Here is a 22650-nt window from a genome sequence, read left to right as displayed (position 1 = left end):
CGTCTTGGATCGAATGCATCCATGACTGCTCATGACAGCCGTACGGACCATGTGGAGCAGAACCGCCGCTTCTGGGACGAGGAGGCGGCCGCGTGGCACGGTCCGCTCGCCCGTGATCACTGGTCACAGTCGGAACCGCGGTGGGGATTATGGGGCACCCCCGAGTCACAGGTCTCCGTACTCCCCGACGGCCTGGCCGGGATGCGCACCATCGAGCTGGGCTGCGGTACCGCCTACGTGTCCGCCTGGCTGGCCCGAGCGGGGGCCCGGCCTGTCGGGATCGACCTCTCGGAGAAACAGCTCGCCACCGCCCGCGCGATGCAGGCGGAGTTCGGCGTCGACTTCCCTCTTGTCCTCGGCAAGGCCGAGGCGGTGCCCTACGAGGACGACACGTTCGACTTGGCGATCAGCGAGTACGGCGCGTCGTTGTGGTGCGACCCCTGTCAGTGGATCCCGGAGGCGGCCCGGCTTCTCGTTCCGGGCGGCCGTCTGGTGTTCATGCGCTACTCACCGCTGTTCGCACTGTGCGCCCGGCCCGACGGGCCGGCGTCCACGGCCCTGTCCCGCCCGCAATTCGGCCTGACGCGGCTGGACTGGGGGAATCACGTGCAGTTCGTCCTGCCGCACGGCGAGATGTTTCGTCTGCTCCGGTCCTCCGGCTTCGTCGTGGAGGACCTGATCGAGGTCCAGGCCCCCCGGCCCGCCGATCGGGACTACGCGGAGGTCCCCGCCGAATGGGCCCGGCAATGGCCCAGCGAGGAGATCTGGAAGGCCCGGCTGGCGGGCTGACGGTCAGGGCCGTCACCTGACGCGGCCCCGGCCCCGACCTCGACAGGGGTAGGTCAGGCGTCCATGGACTCGGCGAGGGAACGGGGCCGCAGGTCGGTCCAGTTGGCCTCGATGTACTCCAGGCACGCCTCCCGGGTGTTCTCCTCGAAGACGGTCGCCCAGCCCCCGGGCACCTGAGCGAAGGACGGCCAGAGCGAGTGCTGGCCCTCGTCGTTGACCAGAACGAGGAAACGGCCTTCGGCGTCGTCGAAGGGGTTGGTGCTCATGCTGAGTGCCTCCCAGGCATGCCAATATTAGGTTAGCCTCGCCTAATTGGAATGAGCCTAGCTTCTTCCCCTTCCCTCTCACAAGGAGACGTTCATGCGGGGCCTCGCGGCCGAAATGGAGGGCGCCTTCGCCGAGTTCGGGCTGCCCGGCACACCCGGCACCGACGAGTTCTGGACCTCGGTACGGGCACCGGCGTCGGTGCCCGCCGACGACGGTGGCTGGACGACCTTGTTCCTGTGGCGCGGGTCCGAGGCGAGCATCGGCTTCGAGAGCTGGTCGGAGCCGGTGCCCCTGCGCCGATGGGACGGCACCGACTGCTGGTACGCCGAGGTGCGCATGCCCGCGCGGCTGCGGGTGACCTACCAGTTCCTCGTGGGCGACGCGGCCCACGCCGACCCGTTCAACCCGGTCGGTGCGGGCGGTGACCGGTCCATCGCGGCGACGCCGGACGCTCCGGCACAGCCGCACTGGCCCGCCGTCGGCTCCGACGACGTACTGCCCGTGCCGCGCACCCGGATCCGCTGGGCGAGTGAACGGCTCGGCGGGCGGCGTACCGTACGCGTCCATCCGGCGGGCGGTGGTGGGCCGGTGGTCCTGCTGCTCGACGGGGACGACTGGCTGTATCTGCACCCGGCCATGACCGCGTTCGACTCGGCCGTGGCCAGCGGCGACATGCCGCCCGTCACGCTGGTGTTCCTGCCCGCCAAGGACAGGGCGGCCGAGTTCGTGTGCAGGCCCGAGCTGTGGGAGGCGGTCCGGGACGAACTGCTGCCGCTGGTGGCGGAGTCCGGCGTGCCCGCCGACCTGGACCGGCTGGTGGTCGCCGGACAGAGCCTGGGCGGGCTGAGCGCGCTGTACGCGGCGCTGGAGTTCCCGGAGCTGGTGTCGCGTGTCGCCTGCCAGTCGGGGTCGTTCTGGTGGACGCCCGACGCCATGGACCTGCCGGATCCGTTGGGCGGCCGGGTCGGCGGTGCCCTCGCCGCGCGCCTGCGGGAGCGCCCCGACCTGTCCGGTCTGCGGGTCGCGTTCGACGTGGGGGAACACGAGAGGCGGATGCTGCCTCACTGCGAGCTGACCGAGGCGCTAACGGAACAGGCCGGTGCGACCGTACGGGTCTCCCGCTCGGCGTCGGACCACGACCGAGCGGGCTGGCGGCACGCCCTGCTCCGGGATGTCGCCTGGGCACTTGGCGCTCCACTCAAAGGAACTGAATAACCGCGGGCCGGTGAGGGCTTCTCGCGCCCACGCGGCCGAGCCGCCCATCGACACGGCCCCGCGTCCCTTCGGGGCGCTTCACCGGGCCACCGCCGTGCAGTACGCCTCGTCCGTGGCCAGCAGGTTCCGGTGGGTGTCCTCCGCTGTGATGACGCCCTCGTCCAGGACCAGGACCCGGTCGGCGGCGTCCAGGAGGGCCGGGCTGCTGGTGAGCACGAGGGTGGTGCGGCCGCGGCGCAGCTTCGCGACGTTGCGCGCGATGAGCTGTTCGGTGACCGCGTCGACGGCTGTCGTCGGGTCGTGCAGGACAAGGACGTCGGTGTCGGCAGCCAGGGCGCGGGCCAGGGACAGTCGTTGGCGCTGTCCCCCGGAGAGGTTCGCGCCGCGGTCGCGGACGCCGTAGTCGAGTCCTTCGCGGTGGAGGGCGACGACATCGGTCAGCATGGACGCCTCGACGGCTTCGGGGACCGTCCGGCTGGTGCCCGACGGGTCGATGTTCGTGCGGAGGGTGCCCGCGAAGATCTCCCCGTCGTACGGGTTGACCAGCAGGTGCGCGCGGAGCGCCTCGACCGACAGGTCCGCGACCTCCTGCCCGCTGACGCGCACGACTCCCTCGTACGCGTGGGGCGGTACGGTCGCCGCCAGGACGGAGGCGAGGTCGGCCGCCGCGCGGGGCTGGTAGGCGGTGATCGCCACGAACTCGCTGGCCGACACCTGGAACTTCAGCTTGCGCAGGGTCCCGTACCGGACGCAGTCGACCTCGAGGTCCCCGCCTGCCGCCGGGCGCCCCGTGCCCGGGGTCGTCACCGGTGGCGCGGTGAGCACGAGTGCCATCCTCTCGGCCGAAGCGCGCGCGATCATCACGTACTTGGGCATCTCCGAGAACAGCTTCAGCGGCTCCATGATGAACTGCGCCAGCCCCACGGCCATGACGAGTTCCCCGATGTTGATCCGGCCCTCGAACGCCAGCCAGCCGGCCGTCAGCGTCACCGCGCCCGCGAGGACCGCGTTGAGGGCCAGCGCGGCGCCCGCGTAGGCGCCGTTCACCTTGGCGACGGTGATCGCCTGGAGCTTCGCCTCCGTGCTGACCTTCCGATAGGACTGGAACGCCGCGTGGTTGCCGCCGAAGCCGTGCAGCGGGCGCAGTCCGGTGATCAGGTCGGCGACCTTCGCGCCCGCCCGCGCCACGCGGGCCTGCTGCTCCTGGGTGCTGGCGCCGATCCGCTTGGACAGCACGCTCAGGATCGACATGATCGCGACGGTGCCCAAGATCACCAGCAGGCCGAGCCGGATGTCGGCCAGGCCCAGCGCGACGGCGGCGACCACCACCGCGACCAGCGAGCTGATCAGCAGCGGCACCACCTCGATGATGTCGGCGGTCTGGTCGGCGTCCTCGGTGGCGATGGTCAGCACCTCGCCGGACTTGAGGTCCATGTCCCTCGCCACCGGCTGGAGTCCGCAAGCCGCGACCCTCACTCGCCAGCGGTGCGCCTCGGTCGTGTTGGCCTTCTGCAGGACGCGCATCCCGAATCGCCACGACAGGGACACGGTCGTGATGATCACCGCCAGCGCGGCGATCGACAGGCCGAGCGCGCCGGGACTGCGGTCCCGCATGGTGTGCTCGACGATCAGGCCGAGCGCGATGGGGAAGGCGGTCTCCCCCGCCTGGTACAGGCCCATGAGGGCCGTGCCGCCGGCCATGGCGCCGATGTTGCGGCGCAGTGCGGTGCGGAGGATGTCGGACCCCGAGCGGGGCCGCTGCGTGTCAGGAGTTGTCATCGAGGTGGCGGGCAATCGCTTCCGGGGTGCGCAGGGTGAACAGGTCTCGGATGGTGATCACAGGGCCGTACTCGCGGCGGAGCAGCCCGATCAGACGTACCGCCAGCATGGAGTGTCCCCCGAGGGACACGAAGTCGCTCACCGCGCTCACCTCGTCGTCGTCCAGGTCCAGTGCCTCGGCGAAGAACTCGCACACCACGGTCTCGGTCTCGGTCTGCGGGCCGCGTTCCGCCGCCGTGGTCAGCGCGCCCAGCGGCTTGGCCTCCGGCAGCGCCTTCGTGTCAGCCTTCCCGTTCACCGTCAGCGGGATGCTGTCGACCTGGGCATAGTGCGTCGGGCGCAGGAAGTCCGGCAGCCCGGCGCCCACTTCGCCGGCGACCACCGCCAGGTCGGCGCCCTCCAGCACGAGGTAGGCGGCCAGTCGGTACGCACCGTCGACCTGCGGGTCGGGCTGGGCGACCGCGGCGACGAACCGCACCGCCGGATGCGCCGCGAACACGGCCTCCACCTCGCCGAGTTCGACGCGGTGGCCGCGGATCTTGACCTGCTGGTCGGTGCGGCCCAGGTACATCAGGTTCCCGTCGGGCCGCCGGACCACCAGGTCCCCGGTGCGGTACATGCGCTCGCCGGGTTCCCCGAAGGGGCACGCCACGAAGCGGTGCGCGGTCTGGGCGGGCTGCCCGAGATAGCCGCGCGCGATGCCGACGCCCGACACGTACAGCTCGCCGGGAACCCCGTCCGGCAGCGGACGCAGCCACGGGTCCAGCACGTACACGTCCGTGTTGTCGATGGCGACGCCCACCACCGGGTCCTGGCATTCGAAGGTGCCGACGCCGAGGGTGTTGATGGTGTACTCGGTGGGTCCGTACAGGTTGTAGCCGACCGTCCCCTCGGTCTCGGCGAGCCGCTGCCACAGCGTCGGGGTGACGGCCTCGCCGCCGAGCAGGACCAGCGGCGGTCGCCGGTCCGGGTTGTCGAGGAGGCCCTCGGCCACCAGCTGCTGGGCGTAGGTCGGGGTCACGTTGATGACGTCGATGCCGTGTTCCAGGCAGTACTCGACCAGGCGGGGCGCGTCACGGCGCAACTCCTCGTCGCAGATGTGCACTTCATGCCCGTCGGCGAGCCACAGCAGCTCCTCCCAGGACATGTCGAACGCGAACGACACGGTGTGCGCGATCCGGAAGACCCGGTGGCCGTGGTCGGCCAGCACCGGCTCGAAGATGCGGCGCTGATGGTTGATCAGCATGTTGGTGAGCCCGGCGTACTCGGTCACCACGCCCTTGGGCTTCCCGGTGGATCCAGAGGTGTAGATCGTGTACGCGGGGTGTCGCAGGCGGTTCGGGTCGTCCGGCGCGAACGTCACGAACGGCTCGGCCTCCGGCAGGGGGCGGTCCAGCTCGATCAGGTCGCCGGGCAGCGCGGTCAGCCGGGGTGACACGGCGCTCACGGTGAGGATCACGTCCGGGCGGGCGTCCGCCACGATCGCGGCGATCCGCTCGTCCGGGTGGTCCAGCTCCAGCGGCACATACGCGGCACCGACCCGCAGCACGGCGAACAGCGCCACGATCGAGTCGAGGGAGCGCGGGATCGCGAGACCCACGTTCGTCTCGGGGCCGATACCGCGCCCGGCGAGCACACCCGCCACCGCGCGGCTGCGATCCCGGAGTTCGGCGAAGGTCATGGTCGAGCCGTGGGCGACCAGCGCCACCCGCTCCGGGTCCCGGTCGGCCGCCTGGTCGAACCGGTCGACGACGGTGTCCGTGCCGACGTCCGTACGCTCGCCCCGCGAGGGCTCCGGCCCCAGCCCCCGCAACGCGCCCACCGGTCCGGTCGCCCGGGCCAGGTCGTCGAGAACCCGCAGGTAGTCGTCGAGGAGGCGACGGGCGTTCGCGGTGTCCTCGTCGCGGTACTCCAGTTTGACGGTGAGCCGGTCGCCGGGCGTGACGACCCAGGTGAAGGGATAGTGGGTGGAGTCGTCGGCCTTCACGGAGGTGATGCCGTGCCGTGCGTTCATCTCGGCGAACGCGTCCATGTCCAGGAAGTTCTGGAGCACGAACAGGTTGTCGAAGAGGGTGTCGTGGCCACTGGCACGCTGGATCTCGCCGAGCCCGAGGTGCTCGTGCTCCATCGCCTCGACCCTGGCCGCCTGCACGGCCGACAGGTACTCGCGGACCGTGTCGTCGGGCCGGGCCCGCGTCCACATGGGCACGGTGTTGAGCAGCACGCCGACGATGCCGTCCAGCCCCTCGCCCTCCCGGCCGGAGACGGTCACGCCGAACACGGCGTCGCTACGGCCCGTGTGGGCGCCCAGCAGAAGTCCGAACCCGCCGGTCAGCACCGAGTTCAGCGTGACGCCGTGAGCCCTGGCCGCTTCCCGCAGCAGGTCCGACTGCTCGGCGGACAGCGTGTGCACGAGGGCGCGCGGCAGGTCGTCCGAGAGGGCCGGTGTCGGGCCCGCCAGTAGTGTCGGGCCCGGGAGCCCTGCGAGTTGCTCCGCCCAGAAGCGCTCGGATACGGCGACGTCCTTGGCGTCGAGTGCCCGCGCGTGGTCCTCGAAGCTCGGCGTGGCCGGGGTGGGAGCCGGCAACTCGCCTGCCAGAACGGCCTGATAGGCATCGAACAGGTCCCGAAGCACGATCTCTCGGGACCAGCCGTCCCACAGCAGCAGGTGGTAGCTGAGCAGCAGGCCGTCACGGCCGTCGGGCATGCGCACCACGGTCATGCGGATCAGTGGCGGCTCACCGGGATCGAAGCCGGTGTCGCGGTCACGGACGCGCAGGGCTTCGACTTCCTCGTCCGTGGACAGGGCGATCGTACGGACATCGACGCGGCGGCCCGCCGCGAGGACCTGGACCGGGTTGCCGTCGTCGTCGGTGGTGAAGCCGGCGCCCACGACCGGGTGCCGTGCGATCACGTACGCCATCGCCTCGGCCAGCGCGTCGGTGTCCAGGCGCCGGTCGAAGGTGAACCAGCTCTGCGCGACGTAGTGTCCGGCCGAGCCCGCCATCTGGGCCTGGAAGAACAGGCCCCGCTGGAGCGGGGTGACCGGTGCCGTGCGCTCGGCCGTCGCGGAGGCGTCCGCAATGCGCTCCAGCGCGCTCCGCCAGTGCTCGGTGATCTCGTCGGGGATGCCCTCGGCGAGGATGAAGCCCGCGTGCAGGCTTCCGGTGGCCTCGTCGAGCCACGCGTTGACCTCGACGGCGTACGGACTGCCCTGATCGCCGCCCGTGATGTGCAGCGCCTGGGACTCGCTGCCCCGGCCGAGGTAGTTGAACAGCACCTGCGGGCGGCCGTTCAGCAGCGGGGCCGTCTGCGGGTTGAGGTACCGGAGTCGGCCGTAGGCGACGTGGGCGCGCTCGTCCGGCTGGCGTTCGGCGATCTCACGCGCCGCCGCAACGGGGTCGGTGTGCGCGGTGAGTCGTACGGGTGCGATGGAGGTGAACCAGCCGACCGTACGGGTGTAGTCGTGGTGTTCGAGGGCCGGGACCCGGCCGTGGCGCTCCAGCTCGATCGCGAGATCGGTGGGTGACGGCTGGATGCGGGTCAGCGCGGTGCGCAGGGCGCCGCACAGCAGCTCGGTGAGGCCGACGCCGAGTGCGGCGGGCGCGGTGCGCGTCACCTGGTCGGTCACCTCGGGCGGGAGTACGACCATGGTCTCGCGCAGCCTGTCGACCGCCGGCAGCAGCGCGGGGGCTTGGAGCGTGGTGAGCCAGTGTCCGAGGTCGTCGATCGCCTGGGCGGACCGGAGCGTCAGTGCTTCGGCGTACTCGGCGTAGGACGTGGTCGGCGGTGCCAAGGGCTCGTCCCGCAAGGCTGTGGTCAGGTTGTCCAGCAGGATCAGCCAGGACACCGAGTCCACGGCGAGGTGATGCACGGTGACCACCAGGGTCCGGCTCGCCTCAAGCCACGAGAACGCGATGACGTCCCCGGTCTCGGGGTCGAGCCGGTCGGCGGCCTCGTTCGCCGCCGCCGTAGCGTCGGTCGTGTCCGTTCGTACGACGGTGACCTCGCGGGCGGGTTCGGTGCGCAGGGTCCACACCCCGTGTTCGACGCGCAGCCGCATCCGGAGGGCCGGGTGCGCGGCGACGACGGCGTTCGCGGCGCGCTCGGCGTCGGCGAACCCGGTGCCGTCGGGGGCCACCAGCGTTCTGGCCTGGGCGAACCTGACGAGAGATCCGCCCAGTTCGCGTTGGCGCAGGATGATCGGCGTCGGCGTCAGCGGGCCGTCTTCGCAACGGGCCGGTGCGTGCGCTGGCGCGACCTGCGGTGTGTTCGCCCCCAGGTGTTCGGCGAGCGCACGCGGGGTCCGGAGCAGGAACACGTCCCGAGGCGCGATCTGCAGACCGATCGCCCTGGCCCGGTTGACCACGGTGATGGCAACGATGCTGTCGCCGCCCGCCCTGAAGAAGTCGGTGTCGGCGTCCACGTCGGAGCCGGGCAGTGTCTCGGCGAAGATGCCGATCAGGACGGCGAGAGCGGAGTCCGTGGCGGAGTCGGCGGCGCCGGAGGAGCCGACCGCAGGGGTGTCGTCCTGCGCGGCCCGCTCGACAAGGGCCTTGCGGTCCAGTTTGCCGTTGACCGTCAGCGGCAGGGCGTGGACCGGCAGCACTCGGCCCGGGACCATGTGCACGGGCAGCTTCTCGGAGAGCAGTGCGGCGAAGTCGCCGGGTACTCGGCCCACGACATGCGCGACCAGATGATCGCCGCTGTCCGCCACGGTGACTGCCGCGTCGACCACACCGTCGAGTTCCCTGATCGCGGACTCCACTTCGCCCAACTCGATCCGAAAGCCCTTGAGTTGGACCTGGCCGTCGGCGCGACCGGCGAACTCCAGCTCCCCGTCGAGCGTGCGGCGGGCGAGGTCGCCCGTGTGGTACATGCGGGAGCCGTCGCCCGCGAACGGGTTCGCCACGAACCGTCCCGCGGTGAGCCCGGGCCTGCCCAGGTAGCCGAGCGACACCTGGTCGCCGGCGACGTAGATGGCGCCGACCCGGCCCGGCGGCACCGGCTGGAGCCGGTCGTCGAGCAGGTAGGTGGTCAGGCCGGGGATCGGACCGCCGATCGGGCTGATGTCGTCGCCGAGCTCCTCGAAGTCCTCGTCGGTCAGCACGCGGTGGGTGACGTGGACGGTGGTCTCGGTGATGCCGTACATGTTGACCAGCTCGGGCGAGGCGGCACCGTGCCGCTCGATCCAGCCACGCAGCCGCCCGAGATCCAGTGCCTCGCCGCCGAAGATGATCCGGCGCAGCGCGGGCAGCGGGTCCACGGCATGCCGGTCGGCCTCGATGAACTGGTAGAACGCCGACGGGGTCTGGTTGAGCACGGTCACCCCGCGCTCGCGGACCAGCCGGTGGAAGTCGACCGGGGAGCGCGTCAGCCCGTAGTCGGGAACCAGGAGCTCACCGCCGTACGCCAGCGCGCCCCACAGCTCCCAGACCGCGAAGTCGAAGGAGAAGGAGTGGAACTGGACCCAGACGTCGTGCGGGCCGAAGTCCATCTCGGGCTGGGTGTTCGCGAGCAGGGTCACGACGCTGGAGTGCGGGACGACGACGCCCTTGGGTCGGCCGGTCGAGCCGGAGGTGTAGATCACGTACGCGGGGTCGTGCCAACTGACCTCGGGCGCGGTGCTCTCCCCCACCGGCAGCTCGTCGCCCTGTACGAGCACGCGGGCCGGTATGCCCGCCTTGGCCAGCAGTCGCGTGAAGCGGTCCCGTTGCTCACGGTCGACCAGCACGACCTGCGGAGCGGCGTCGGCGAGGATGTACTCCAGCCGTTCGTCCGGGTACGCCAGGTCCAGCGGCACGTACGCCCCGCCCGCGCTGACGATCCCGACCAGGGCGACGACCTGCTCCAGGGAGCGCGGGACGGCGACCGCGACGCGCTGGCCCGGACCGACCCCGGCCGCGCGCAGGGCCGAGGCCAACTGGTCCTTCGCGTCCGCCAGTTCGCCGTACGTCAGTGACCGGGTACTGCCGTCGAGCGCGCACTGAGTGACGGCGGTGGCGGCCGGATCGCGGTGCGCGGCGGCGTCGAACAGTCCGCCCAGGGTCGTCGGAGTGATCCGCGCGGGACGCCGGTCGCTCTCGGACGCCAGGTCGTCGACCAGGGCGTCCGGTCGGGTGAGCAGGCCGGTGAGGGTCGAGGTGAACGTGCGCAGGATCGCCCGGGCACTCGCCTCCCGCAGCAGCTCGCCGTCGTAGATCAGGTTGAAGCGCGGACGGCCGTCGAGTGCACGCTCCACCACCAGCGTCAACGGGTAGTGAGGGGCGCCCTCGTTCACGATGTCGGTGATGACCAGTGTGTCGCCGGGCCGCCGCAGACCGTTCACATCGGTCGTGACGTCGAAGACCACCAGGGTGTCGAACAGGGAGCCTGCGCCGACCTGTCGGCCGATCCTCGCCAGCGAGACATGCTGATGCGGCAGCACCGCGCTCTGGTGTTCGCGCACCGATGCGAGCAGGTCGCCCGCCGTTGTCGCACCGGTCCAACGGGTGTGCACGGGGATCGTGTTGATGAACAGACCCACCATGTCCTCGATGCCGGGCACCTCCGCGTCGCGCCCGGACACCGTGGAGCCGAACACCACGTCCGTGCCGTGCAGGATGCCGCCCAGCGTCACGGCCCAGGCGCTGTGCACGGCCACGCTCAGCGGCACCCCGGCCGCCCGCGCGGCGGCGTCGATGTCGTCGCCCGGCTCCATGGCGGTGTCGGCGAACCGGTCGGACGGGGTGTGGCCTTCGGCGACCAGGGAGGGGCCGGGCAGTTCGGCGAGTTGCTCGCGCCAGACCCGGTCGCTCTCGTCGTCGTCGCGCCCGGCGAGCCAGCATACGTAGTCGGCGAAGCCGCCGAGCGGGTACACGGTTCCCGGCGCGTGGTACTCGGCCAGCAGCGCCCGGAGCATCGGTGGTACCGACCAGCCGTCGGCGATGATGTGGTGCACGGTCTGCACCAGGACGTTGCGGCCCGAGCCCGCGCGGATGAGCGTGTACCGCATGAGCGGGCCGGTGGCCAGGTCGAACCCGGCGCGACGGTCGTGCTCGGCGTACTCGCGTATGTCGGCGTCGGTGGCATCAGGGCGGTCCAGCACGGCGAACGGCGCCCGCACCCCGCTCTCCAGTACCGAGACCACACGGCCGTCGGCGAGGGCCACGAACCGCGCGGCCAGGTTGGGGAACAGGGTGAGCAGCCGGGTGGCCGCCGCCGCGAGCCGGTCGGCGTCCACCTCGCCGTCCAGCGACAGCAGTTGCTGTTCGACGTAGGCGCCGGCCGAGTCGTCGTCGAAGACCGAGTGGAAGTACAGGCCCTCCTGCAGCGGGGTGAGCGGCAGGATGTCCCGAAGCTGCGGGCCGTCCAGGGCGTCTACGTCGGCCTGCGTGAGCCGCACCAGGCCGAAGTCACTGGGCGAGTGGCCGCCCTGGTCGAGAGCGGCCAGTGCGGCCAGGGCCGTCCGGAAGTACTCGGCGAGGCTCGTGATGTCGTCGTCGGTGAACATCCCGTCGGGCCAGGAGATGGTGGTGACCAGCTCGTAATCGCCGTCGGTCGAGGCGGGTTCGGCTATCGCGTTGAACTCCAGTGGGCGTGGCAGGCGCATCCGCGGATCGCGCTTCTCGCCCAACTGTCCTGTGGTGCGGGCGAGTTGCCAGTCGCCGGACGCGCCCGCGTCGAAGCGGCCAAGGTAGTTGAACAGCACCTGCGGTGCGGGGGCGTCGAAGTCGGTGTGGGTCAGGTAGCGCAGCGCGCCATAGGAGACGCCGTTGTCCGGCACCCGGGCCAGGTCCTCCTTGACCGCCTTGAGTGCGGCGGCCAGGTACTCGGGTGCGGTGAAGTCGGCCGTCGTGCCGGGGTCGACGACCACCGGGAAGAGGGTGGTGAACCATCCCACGGTCCGCGACAGTTCCGGCTCGAAGCCGGCCGAGCCCGCCACGAACTGCCCTTCGCGGCCGTGACCCTCGAGTTCGATGTGCGCGAACGTCTGGTCCTGTCCGAGATCGCGGCGCCATCGGGCGAGGGTGACGGCGAGCGCGGTCAGCAGTACGTCGTTGACGCCCGCGTGGAACTTCGCGGGGGTCTCGCCCAGCAGCGCGGCCGTGACCTCGGGGCCGACCGTGACGGTCCGCAGCCGCTCCCCCGCCACGGTGTCCGCCGCGGACAGCGCGCGCCTGCCCACCGGCTGGTCTTCTCCCGGCAGGGGACGCCAGTAGTAGGAACTGTCGGCGTCGAACGCGGCGCGCTCCAGGAGCTGTGTCCAGCGCCGGAACGACGTGCCGACCGGGGGCAGCTCGATCGGCGTGCCCGAGGTGAACTGCCGCCAGGCGGTGGCCAGGTCCTCCATCAGGACCCGCCAGGACACGCCGTCGATCACCACGTGGTGGGCGACCAGGACCAGCTGCCGTGCCGTGCGACGCCAGACGGCCCGCAGCATCACGCCGCCGGCCGGGTCCAGTCCATCGGTGGCGAGCGCGACGCACTCGTCGAGCGGGTCGTCGCTCTCCTGCCAGCTCAGGGCGGTGGCCTGGCCCGCCTCCGGGATGTCGAAGCTCCAGCGGTCGCCGCGTATCAACCGCGCACGCAGCATGTCGTGCCGCCTCACCACCGCGGTGAGGATGTTGTCGAGGGCGTCCGCGGTCAGGTCCGCCGGGGTGTTGAGCACGACCGACTGGACGAAGCCGTCGATCGCGTCCGTCGTCTCGCCGAGCCACTGCACGATGGGTGATCCCACGACCGAACCGGTCGCTACATCGCGGTGGTCCACGACGGAGACGTCCTCGCGGCTCGCCACCGCCGCCAGTGCCCCCACGGTGCTGTGGGTGAAGATCTGCCGTGCCGTGACGTGGAGACCGGCGTCGCGCAGTGCGCTCAGCAGCGAGATCGCCAGGATGCTGTCGCCGCCGAGCTGGAAGAAGTCCTGGTCGACGCCGACCTCGTCGAGCCGCAGCAGCGCCGCGACGGCCGCGCACACCGCGCGCTCGTTGTCCGTGGTCGGCCGCACGAGCGAGCCCGTCGTGATCGTGGGCTCCGGCAACGCGTTGCGGTCGAGCTTGCCGTTCGCGGTGAGCGGGAACTCCGTCATCACGACGATGTGGGCGGGCACCATGTACTCGACCATGTGCTCGGTGGCCCACGCCTTGACCTCGTCCGCCCGCAGGTCCTCGCTGCCGGTGGCCGGGATGACGTAGCCCACCAGGTAGGTGCCGCCCGCCGTGTTCTTCTTCGCGACGACGCAGGTGTGCCGTACGCCGGAGTGCTCGGCGAGTCCGACCTCGACGTCCTCGATCTCCAGCCGCATTCCGCGGATCTTGATCTGGTTGTCGGCCCGGCCGAGGAAGTCCAGTGAGCCGTCCGGGGCGAAGCGCGCGAGGTCACCGGTGCGGTAGAGCCGGGATCCGTCGTTCGCGAAAGGGTTGGCGACGAACCGGGACGCGGTCAGACCGGGCGCGCCCACGTACCCGCGCCCCAGGAGGAAGCCGCCCACATACAGTTCACCGCCCACTCCCACCGGAACCGGGCGCAGTTCGTCGTCCAGGACGTACAGCTGGGTGTTGGGGTTGGCCTTGCCGATCGACGTCGACAGGCGTTCCGCCGCGCCCCGGTAGATGACGTGGGAGACGCCGATCGTGGTCTCGGCCGGGCCGTAGCCGTGGTACATGGGGATGTCGAGCTTGGTGCGGAACCGCTCGTACAGCTCGGGGGTCAGCACCTCGCCGCCGCACCAGACGTGCCGCAGGCTGTCCAGCCGCCCGGAGTCGCCGGCGATCTCCAGCAGCACGTCCAGCATGGACGACACCAGGTAGGTGAAGGTGACGCGCTGCTCGGCGATCACGCTCAGCAGGTGGTGCGGGTCGCGTTCGCCGCCGGGGCGCAGCACCACCAGTCGGGCGCCGGACACCAGCGGCAGGAATATCTCGTTGATGGAGATGTCGAAGGACAGCGGCGCCTTGAACAGGGACGCGTCGTCGTGGCCGAAGCCCAGGATCTCGTTCACCTGCCACAGCAGGCGCTCGCTGATCGCCTCGTGCCGGATCATCGCGCCCTTGGGCCGCCCGGTCGAACCGGACGTGAAGATCACGTACGCCAGGGCGTCGCCGAGGACGGTGACCCCGGTCCCCTCGGTGGGGTAGGAGTCGAACCGCCAGTCGCCCAAGTCGACGGCCACGGCCTCGGGTTCGGCCGGGTCGTGCTCGCCCGAGTCGTTCAACTGCAGCACGACACCGGCGTCCTCGATGACGACGGCCCGGCGCGCGGCGGGCCACTGCGGATCGAGCGGTACGAACGCGCATCCCGCCTGGAGTACGGCGAGCAGTCCGACCACCATCTCGGCGGAGCGGCCCAGGGAGATCCCGACGACCTGCTCGGCGGTCAGCCCGCGCTCGATCAGGTGGTGCGCCAACTGGCTGGAGCGCTCGGCGGCCTGACGGTAGGTCAGTGCCCGTCGCTCGTCGACGATGGCGACGGCGTCCGGCCGGGTCCGCGCCTGCTCGCGGAACATCTCCACGATGGTCGGGCGGTCCCGGTCGGCCCCGGTGTCGTTCCACCGGGCCAGGGTTTCGAGCCTCGCCGCCACTCCGGACGGGCCGATGGTGCCGACGGGCCGGTCCGGGAAGTCGGCCAGGTCGTCCAGCGCGATCTGCGCTTCGGACGCAGCCACGTCTTCGGGGACGGTGATGCTCCGGTCATCCGCGCCGATGCCCCAACTGCCGGGTCCGACACCGCCGTTGTCGACCCAGCCGAGGACGTCGACGAACAGGGTGCCAGGGGTGAGGTCGATGCCGTCGGGGCTCTCGCCTGTCGCCCAGTACGACAGCCCGATGGCGCATGCTTCGGTGATGGTCCTGTCGGAGTGGTCGCCGGTTCGCCGGCGCACGTCGGCCAGGCGTGTGGGAGAAAGCCGTACGAGACGAGCGCTCGGTTCCATCATCGAAGACTCAGCACCCTTTCCAAGGAAACGAAAGCAAGCCCAACTCGACTTAGGCTTACCTAACTACCCTCTCGCCATGCCTGCCAGAGTCGCGCGTACCGGCCGTCCAGAGCCACCAGCTGCTCGTGTGTCCCCTGCTCGACGACGCGGCCCGCGTCCAGTACGGCGATCCGGTCGGCCGCCATCGCCTGGGTCAGCCGGTGTGCCACGAACAGGGTGGTCCGGCCCGAGCATGCGGCGAGCACGGCCCGCTCCAGTTCGGCGGCGCCCTCGCTGCCCGCTTCCGCCGTCGATTCGTCCAGCACGACCACGGGCGACCGGCTCAACACCAGCCTGGCCAGGGCGAGCTGCGCGACCTTGGTGACGTCCAGACGCTCGCCGCCTTCGCCGACCGGGGTCTTCAGTCCGTCGGGCAGCATCTCGGCCCACTCGCCGGCGCCGACCGTGCGCAAGGCGTCCATCAGCTCGGCGTCGGTCGCTTCGGGGGCGGCCAGCCGCAGGTCGTCGGCGAGGGGACCGGAGAAGACGTGTGTCTCCTGCGTCAGGATGCTCACCATGGCCCGCGCCCCGGCCTCGTCCAGGTCGGCGAGGTCGGTCGAGCCGATGCGCACCGACCCCGCCTGCGGGGTCCCGATGCCCGCGATCAACGCGGCCAGGGTCGTTTTGCCGGCACCCGTCGCCCCCACCAGCGCGAGCGAACCGCCGCCCGGGATCGTCAGGTTGACGTCCCTGAGGACGGGCTCCTCGGTGCCGGGGTAACGGAACGTCAGTCCCTCCACCGTCACCGGCAGCGGCTCGGCGTCCACCGGTGCGACGGCCGGGTCGCCCACCAGCCGGCCCTCCCCCGCCTCGCCCAACACGCCGACCAGCCGGGTCAGGCTCGCGCCCGACTTCTGGGCCTCGTCGAAGGTGAACATGATGAGCCCCAGCGGCGTGAACAGCCGGTGGAACAGCAGCGGCGCCGCCGACACCTCGCCGAGGCTGGCGGCGTCGGCCTCCAGCAGGGCGTATCCCACCAGGAGGATCAGGACCAGCCCGATGAACTCGGCGCGGTTCTCCCGGCCGACGAACCGTCCGAAGAACCGGAACACCTCGATGCCGAGATTGCGCACCCGCCACGACTCGTCGGTGACCTTCTCGCGGAAGGAGTCCTCCAGGCGGTACGCCCGGACCGTGTCGATGCCGTTCAAGCCGCTGATCAGCGCCTGCGCGCGGTCCGCCTGGGCCACCCGCTGCTTCTGGTAGAGCGGGGCGGAGCGGGGCAGGTACCAGCGCAGGGCCAGCGCGTACGCGGGCAGCGCGCCGGCGCCCGCGAGGCCGAGCCGCCAGTCCAGTCCGAACATGCCGAACGTGGCGATGGCGACCAGTACTCCCGCGGAGAACACCGTGGGGATGGCCGTACGGATGCCCTTGGAGATGACGGCGACGTCGTCACCGACCCGGGAGAGTACGTCTCCCCGGCCGACCTCCTCGATCCGTGCGCTCGGCATCCCGAGGACCGCTCGGACGGCGCCTTCCCGCAGCCACGCGAGCAGATCCGCGCCCAGCCGTCCGATCAGGTAGGTCGACACCGCGGTGGCCGCCGCGCCGAGCAGCGCGGCGGCCCCCATCAACACCCCGATCGTGACGAGGATCGAGCGCGATTCGCCCTCGACCACCCCGTCGACGACCCGGCCGAGCAGGAGCACGGGGAGCACCTGGAGCGCCGCCCCGGCCACCGTGGTGAGCACGGTGGCCGCCGTCAGCCAGGGCACCTCGCGGCAGTGCGCCGCGACCCATCGGGTTGCCTCGCGTCCGGTCGCCGTGCGCAGGGTTGCCGGGGCGAGCCGTGTGTCGGTCGTACTCACGCCGCTACCTGGGCGGGCCGGGGACAGGAAGTGGTGACCGGCATCTCTACTCGGCCGCCGACTTGACGAGCTCGTCGACGGCGTACGGCATGGACAGCAGGGTGCCCTGGGAGATGGCCGCGCCGACCGCCGGGCCCTCGCTGTCCAGCAGATAGGACACGTTGCCCTTCTTGACGGCGTCGAGGTTGGCGAACAGCTTGAACTTCTTCAGCGCGTCCGTGTCCGCCTTGTCGTTGATGACGAAAATGTGGTCGACGTCGACGAGGTCGATGCGTTCGGGGGACAGCTTGGTGTAGAAGCTGCCGTCCGCGACCTTGTCGATCTCGCTCTGGTACTTGAAGCCGATGCCCGACACCAGTCGTCCGCGCACGTCGGTGGAGGTGAACGGCGCCACCGAGTCCTCGTACCAGGACAGCGCGACGGCGGTCTGGTCGGCGAACTCGGGGTGGTCCTTCTTGGCCGCGTCGAGCTTGCCCTGGATGTCCGCCACCATCTTCTCGCCCTCGTCGGCCTTGCCGAGGGCCTTGGCGATCTGCAGTGCGTTGTCCTGCCAGGGCGCGCTGAACGGCTCCTTCTCGGCCTTGGTACGGCCGACCGTCGGAGCGATCTTGGAGAGCTTGTCGTAGCCGGCCTGGTCGATCTCGGAGTAGACCGCGATGATCAGGTCGGGGCGAAGAGCGGCGATCTTCTCGAAGTTGGGGCCGTTGTCACCGTTCTTCATGATGACCTCGGGCTTGCTGTCGCCCCACTTGTCCTTGACCCAGGGCCACTGGGTGTTGATGTCGGGGCTCTGGCCCGCGGGGTTGGGGTACTGGTCGGTCATGCCGACCGGCTTGATGCCGAACGCCAGGACGGTCTGGTCGTCGGTGTAGCCGACGGTGACGACTCGCTTCGGGGCTTCGGTGATCTTCGTCGTTCCGAACGCGTGCTCCACGCTGACCGGGAAGGCGCCGGCCGCGGTGGTCGAGGTGTTGTCGCTCGCCTTGTCGGCCGAGTCGGACTCGGAACCGCAGCCCGCGAGGAGGCCGACGCCGAGAGTCGCGGCCGAGAGCATCGCCGCCAGCCGCCGCCATGGCTTCCTACGCGTCGTTCTGTGGAGGAGCATCCGCAATCCCCTTGCTTTTCGCGCTGTCCACTTCGCCCCCGTCTAAAGGGCAGGCAAACCGTACCGCATGGAGATAAGGCAAGCCTAGCCTAACTTTTATAACTTTAGTGCGAACTAACCGAGTTGAACGTGCGTACGACCGATCGGCACGATCAGCGGCCTGTCGCCGACCGGATCGTCGATCACCTTGGCCCGCAGTCCGAACGCGTCGTCCAGCAGCTCGGCGGTGATGACGTCACGCGGATGCCCCTGCGCCAGGATCGACCCCTCCCTCATCACGATGAGGTTGTCGCTGTAGCGCGTGGCCAGATTGAGGTCGTGCAGCACCATGACCACGGTGCACCCGGACTCGTGCAGGTCGTTCACCAGGTCGAGCACGTCGATCGCGTGCGCCAGGTCGAGGTAGGTGGTCGGCTCGTCCAGCAAGAGCAGGTCGGTGCCCTGGGCCAGCGTCATCGAGATCCAGACCCGCTGGCGCTGGCCGCCGGACAGCGTGTCGACCGGACGGTCCGCCAGGTCGGACACCCCGGTCATGGCCAACGCGCGTTCCACGACGCCGGCGTCGTCCGACGACCACTGCCGCAGCCAGCTCTGGTGCGGATGACGGCCCCTGGTGACGAGGTCGGCCACCGTCAGCCCGTCCGGCGCGACCGGCGCCTGCGGCAGCAGGCCGAGCTTCTTCGCCACATCCCTGGTCTTGAGCTTGACGATGTCGTCGCCGTCCAGCACGACGGTTCCCTTCGTCGGCTTGAGCAGCCGCGACAGGGTTCGCAAGAGGGTGGATTTCCCACAGCCGTTGGGGCCGATGATGGTGGTGATGACGCCGGGCGGTATCGCCACGTCGAGATCGTCGATCACGGTCCGGGCGCCGTACCCGACCGTGACGCCCCTGGCCGCCAGCCGTGAGACGTCATCGACCGCGGACTCGATCCCGGTGATGGACTGAGTGACCACAGGCCCCCCTCCTTTTGTTCAGGCTTGCCTAACTTCTGTACCACTACCTGCGGTTGGCCCGCACCAGCAGATAGACGAGGAAGGGGCCGCCGATCGCCGCGGTGACCACGCCGACCGGGAGACTGACGGGCAGCGCGGTCCGTGCGACCAGGTCCGAGCCGATCAGCAGCACCGCACCGACCATGCCCGAGGCCACCATCGGCGGTGTCGGACACCGTGCCAGTCGCATCGCCATCTGCGGCGCCACCAGCGCGACGAACGGGACCGGGCCGGCCGCGCTCACGGCCACGCCGGCCAGCAGGACCGCACACAGCAGAAGGACCGCTCGCACCGCGGAGTACCGGACGCCGAGGCCCGCGGCGACATCGTCGCCGAGGTGCAGCGGTTTGAACTGGAACGCGATGCACGACACGACGACCAGGAGGGCGAGCGTGCCCCACAGCGCCACGTGGACCTCGTCCCACGACCGGTTGTCCAGCGAGCCGACCAGCCATGCCTGGGCCTGCGCCACGTCCCTGATGTCGGCCGTGGCCAGCAGCCAGGTCGTGATCGCCTCCATCACGGCGCTCACCGAGATGCCGATGAGGATGAGCCGGAAGCCGTCGATGCCGCGCCGCCACGCCAGGAAGTACACCAGCAGACCCGTGCAGAGACCGCCCGCGAGCGCCGCCGCCGACAGGCCCACGGAGTGCACGACGGCCGCGGCGGTCCCGCCCGACACCGTCACCCCGAACACCGCGACCGCACTGGCACCCCAGGTGATTCCCAGAATGTCCGGGCTGGCCAGCGGATTGCGTGCGATGGACTGCGTGATCGCCCCGGACACCCCCAGCGCGATCCCCACGACGAGCCCGGCCAGGGCACGCGGCATCCGCAGGTCCATGATGACGAACTCGTCGACCTGCTCGCCGCGGCCGAGGATCGTGGCGATCACCTGGGACAGGCCGAGGGGGAAGTCCCCGACCGCGATGGACACGCAGAACACCAGGAAGGTCGCCGCCGCCAGCAGGAACGTGACGGAGGCGATCCAGGGCCGCCACACGAACGACACCTGTCCGAGCCGTACGCCCGGCGCCAACGCCGGTTTCACGTCTGCCCCGTTCGGCTTCACGTCTGCCCCGCTCATGCGTTCTTGAACTTTCCGAGCCACACCAGAGCCGCGAGGAACGGGGCTCCGAGGAGGGCGACGAGTACACCGGCGTCCAGTTCGCTCGGCCGCACCACCAGGCGCCCCACGATGTCGCAGACCAGCAGGACGATCGCGCCGAGCAGGCCCGCGTACGGCACCAGCCAGCGGTAGTCCGGCCCGGTCAGATACCGGGCCACATGGGCCACCATGAGTCCGACGAACGCGATGGGGCCGCACGCCGCGGTCGCCGCGCCGGCCAGCAGGGTGATGGCGGCGATGCCGACGGTCCGGCTCAGCGCGACGTTCACGCCCAGTCCGCGGGCCACGTCCTCGCCCAGGTTGAGCAGGTTGATGGCGGGCAGCGTGGTCAGCGCCAGCACCAGCCCCGCCGCGATGAAGGCGGTCACCGGCCAGATGACGTCGAATCCGACGCCGGCCACGGAGCCCGAGTTCCAGAACCGGAGCGCGTTCAGCGACTGCTTGTCCGACAGCGCCACCGCCGTGGTCATAGCCGCGAGGAACACCGTGACCCCTTGCCCGGCCAGGGCGAGCGTCAGCGGATTGCCGGCCCCTCGCCCGATACTCGCAAGGCCGAACACGACGACACCGGCGACCGCCGCCCCCAGGAAGGCGAACCAGACGTACTGGAAGGGGCTGGAGAACCCGAACAGCGCGATCACCGACACCACGGCGAACGACGCGCCCGAGTTCACCCCCAACAGGCCGGTGTCGGCGATCGGATTGCGTGTGTACCCCTGGATCAGCGCCCCACTGACCCCCAGGGCGACGCCCGCCACGATCGCGAGCACCGTGCGCGGCACCCGCACCGTCTGCACGATGAGCCTGATCTCGGTGAGCCGCTGGTCGGAGTCAGGTGCCGCGAAGAGACCGTGCCAGACCTCGCCCGGACTCAGCGCCCGCGCACCGACGGCGAGCGACACCACCCCCGCGGTCAGGAGGATCACCGCCAGCGTGCCCAAACCCACAACTCGCCGACGGCGGGCCTGTGTTGTGGCCTTGGCCGCGGGGCGCTCAAGTGCAGTCGTGCCCATGTGGACGTACGTTATCCCTTTGATCAGTGCCGCCACGCCGGCCCGGTGGGGTTCGCCGGGCGGGCGCGGCCAGGTGAGCGGCTGAGGCAGCGGGCGGGCTAGCGGGCTGCGCTGCCGGTGCCGTCGGCGACCGTCCGGACTTCGCTGGAAGCGGACTTGAAGCCCCGGTCGAGGAGCGAGTCCAGGATCTCGCCGACCCTGATGGCGGTGTTGGACAGCAGGGACGACGTGATGCCGTGGGTGTGTTCCGTGCCGCCCTGCAGATAGATGCCGCAGCGCAGATCGGGGTCCGTCGCGATGCGGTAGTCCCGCTCGACGCGGACGCGGCCCTCGTCGTCGCGCAGGCAGCGGTCCGCGACCTCGCCGAGCAGGCCGACGGGGTCGGCGGGGCTGTAGCCGGTGGCGAAGACCACGACGTCGGCGTCCAGGAGGGTCTCCTCGCCGGTGACGAGGGAGGTGACGGTGGCCCGTACCTTGTCCGGTGTCTCCTTGACGTCGGTGAGCCGGGAGACGTTGTGGAAGCGCAGGCGCTCGGTGCCGAGGACCTTCTCCTGGTACATCTGCCGGTACAGGTCGTCGATCAGGTCGATGTCCACCACGGAGTAGTTGGTGTTGCCGTGGTAGTCCATCAGCCGGCGTTTGACGTCCTCCGGCGCGGTGAAGTACTCGTCGACGGCCTCGGGGTCGAAGATCCGGTTGGCGAAGCTGCTGTCGTCGGCGGGGCTGTAGCCGTAGCGGGAGAAGACCGCGCAGACCTCGGCCCGCGGGAAGCGTCTGTGGAGATAGGCGACGTTCTCGGCGGCGCTCTGTCCGGCACCGACGACGACGAACCGGGAGGGCGAGGCGTCCTCCAACTCATCGACCTTCGCCAGCAGTTCGGAGTTGTGCCAGACACGCTCGGTGCGCTCCACGCCTTCGGGCATGAGGGGGCGCAGCCCGGTGCCGATGACCAGGTTGCGCGCCCGGTGGACGGCGAGCCCCTCCCCCGACCGGACGGTGACGTCCAGATACTCGACGGCGCCGTCGCGGACGACGGGCATGACGCCGACGACCTCGTGGCCGTAGGAGACCATGTCGTCGACCTTGTCGGCGGCCCACTCGAAGTAGTCGTGGAACTCCACCCGCAGCGGGAAGAGGTTCTTGTGGTTGATGAAGTCGATCAGCCGTCCCTTGCTCTGGAGGTAGCACAGGAAGCTGTACTCGCTGGCCGGGTTCCGGAGCGTCACCAGGTCCTTGAGGAAGGACACCTGCATGGTCGCGTCGTCGATGAGCATGCCTCGGTGCCAGCCGAAGCGCGGCTGCTGCTCGAAGAAGTGGGCGTTGACCACTTCCTCACCGCCGACGCGTGCGTTGTGCTCGCTGAGCGCAATCGCCATGGCCACGTTGGACGGCCCGAAGCCGATGCCAATGAGGTCGTGGATCAAAGAGGCGTCGTCAGGTCGAGCCTGTGCCATGTCACTCCCATCGTGCGGACGGCGGCCATGCGGGGCAGGCCGCCGTTGGTCGAGCATCGGGAAGTACGGAAGGTGGGCACACCGAAGAGCCGCGGCCCAAAACTTAGGTAAGGCTAAGCTCATCCTGTGAAGCTGTCCATAGGC

The 22650-nt window shown here is 70.4% G+C and carries 11 protein-coding genes; 2 read left to right on the top strand and 9 right to left on the bottom strand.

All coding sequences use genetic code 11. From position 1 onward, the window contains the following. Positions 1–21 precede the first annotated feature (21 nt). The gene (locus L0P92_RS01085) at positions 22–789 is read left to right on the top strand and encodes a class I SAM-dependent methyltransferase (RefSeq protein ID WP_234760455.1); all 768 of its coding nucleotides are present in this window, start codon (positions 22–24) and stop codon (positions 787–789) included. A 53-nt stretch (positions 790–842) separates the two neighbouring features. Here the strand turns inward: L0P92_RS01085 and L0P92_RS01080 are convergent, their stop codons facing one another. Continuing rightward, on the bottom strand, positions 843–1055 hold the full coding sequence (locus L0P92_RS01080; RefSeq protein ID WP_234760454.1) for an MbtH family protein: 213 nt from the start codon (positions 1053–1055) through the stop codon (positions 843–845). A gap of 94 nt (positions 1056–1149) precedes the next feature. On the opposite strand from L0P92_RS01080, the gene L0P92_RS01075 reads away from it, so the two are divergent. Further along, positions 1150–2271, top strand: a complete 1122-nt coding sequence (locus L0P92_RS01075) for an alpha/beta hydrolase-fold protein (protein ID WP_234760453.1) — start codon at positions 1150–1152, stop codon at positions 2269–2271. A 78-nt stretch (positions 2272–2349) separates the two neighbouring features. Here L0P92_RS01075 and L0P92_RS01070 read toward each other — a convergent pair whose 3' ends face one another. From L0P92_RS01070 to L0P92_RS01035, 8 genes are all read right to left on the bottom strand, one after another. Beyond that, on the bottom strand, positions 2350–4050 hold the full coding sequence (locus L0P92_RS01070; RefSeq protein ID WP_234760452.1) for an ABC transporter transmembrane domain-containing protein: 1701 nt from the start codon (positions 4048–4050) through the stop codon (positions 2350–2352). Further along, positions 4037–14965, bottom strand: coding sequence for a non-ribosomal peptide synthetase (locus L0P92_RS01065; protein WP_234760451.1), 10929 nt, complete (start codon positions 14963–14965; stop codon positions 4037–4039). The genes L0P92_RS01070 and L0P92_RS01065 overlap by 14 nt, the downstream gene beginning before the upstream one ends. A 59-nt stretch (positions 14966–15024) precedes the next feature. Then, complete coding sequence (locus tag L0P92_RS01060) at positions 15025–16812, bottom strand: ABC transporter ATP-binding protein (protein ID WP_234760450.1); 1788 nt, start codon at positions 16810–16812, stop codon at positions 15025–15027. Between the two features lie 46 nt (positions 16813–16858). Beyond that, positions 16859–17917 (bottom strand): iron-siderophore ABC transporter substrate-binding protein, encoded by a 1059-nt coding sequence (locus L0P92_RS01055; protein ID WP_234760449.1) that lies wholly within the window; start codon positions 17915–17917, stop codon positions 16859–16861. Positions 17918–18031: 114 nt separating this feature from the next. Beyond that, positions 18032–18871 carry an ABC transporter ATP-binding protein gene (locus tag L0P92_RS01050; protein ID WP_234760448.1) on the bottom strand — a complete coding sequence of 280 codons (840 nt, stop codon included), beginning with the start codon at positions 18869–18871 and terminating at the stop codon, positions 18032–18034. 43 nt (positions 18872–18914) lie between these two features. After that, positions 18915–19997 carry a FecCD family ABC transporter permease gene (locus L0P92_RS01045; RefSeq protein ID WP_234760447.1) on the bottom strand — a complete coding sequence of 361 codons (1083 nt, stop codon included), beginning with the start codon at positions 19995–19997 and terminating at the stop codon, positions 18915–18917. Further along, positions 19994–21052, bottom strand: a complete 1059-nt coding sequence (locus L0P92_RS01040; RefSeq protein ID WP_234760446.1) for a FecCD family ABC transporter permease — start codon at positions 21050–21052, stop codon at positions 19994–19996. Before L0P92_RS01040 ends, L0P92_RS01045 begins: the two co-directional genes overlap by 4 nt. 98 nt (positions 21053–21150) lie before the next feature. Next, positions 21151–22506: a lysine N(6)-hydroxylase/L-ornithine N(5)-oxygenase family protein gene (locus L0P92_RS01035; protein WP_234760445.1), complete on the bottom strand. Its 1356-nt coding sequence runs from the start codon at positions 22504–22506 to the stop codon at positions 21151–21153. Between the last annotated feature and the right edge of the window lie 144 nt (positions 22507–22650).

This window comes from Streptomyces muensis (genome assembly GCF_021474425.1).
Classification (GTDB): Bacteria; Actinomycetota; Actinomycetes; order Streptomycetales; family Streptomycetaceae; genus Streptomyces; species Streptomyces muensis.
The sequence above is the reverse complement of the archived record's forward strand: the minus strand, read 5'-3'. Positions and strand labels throughout refer to the sequence as shown.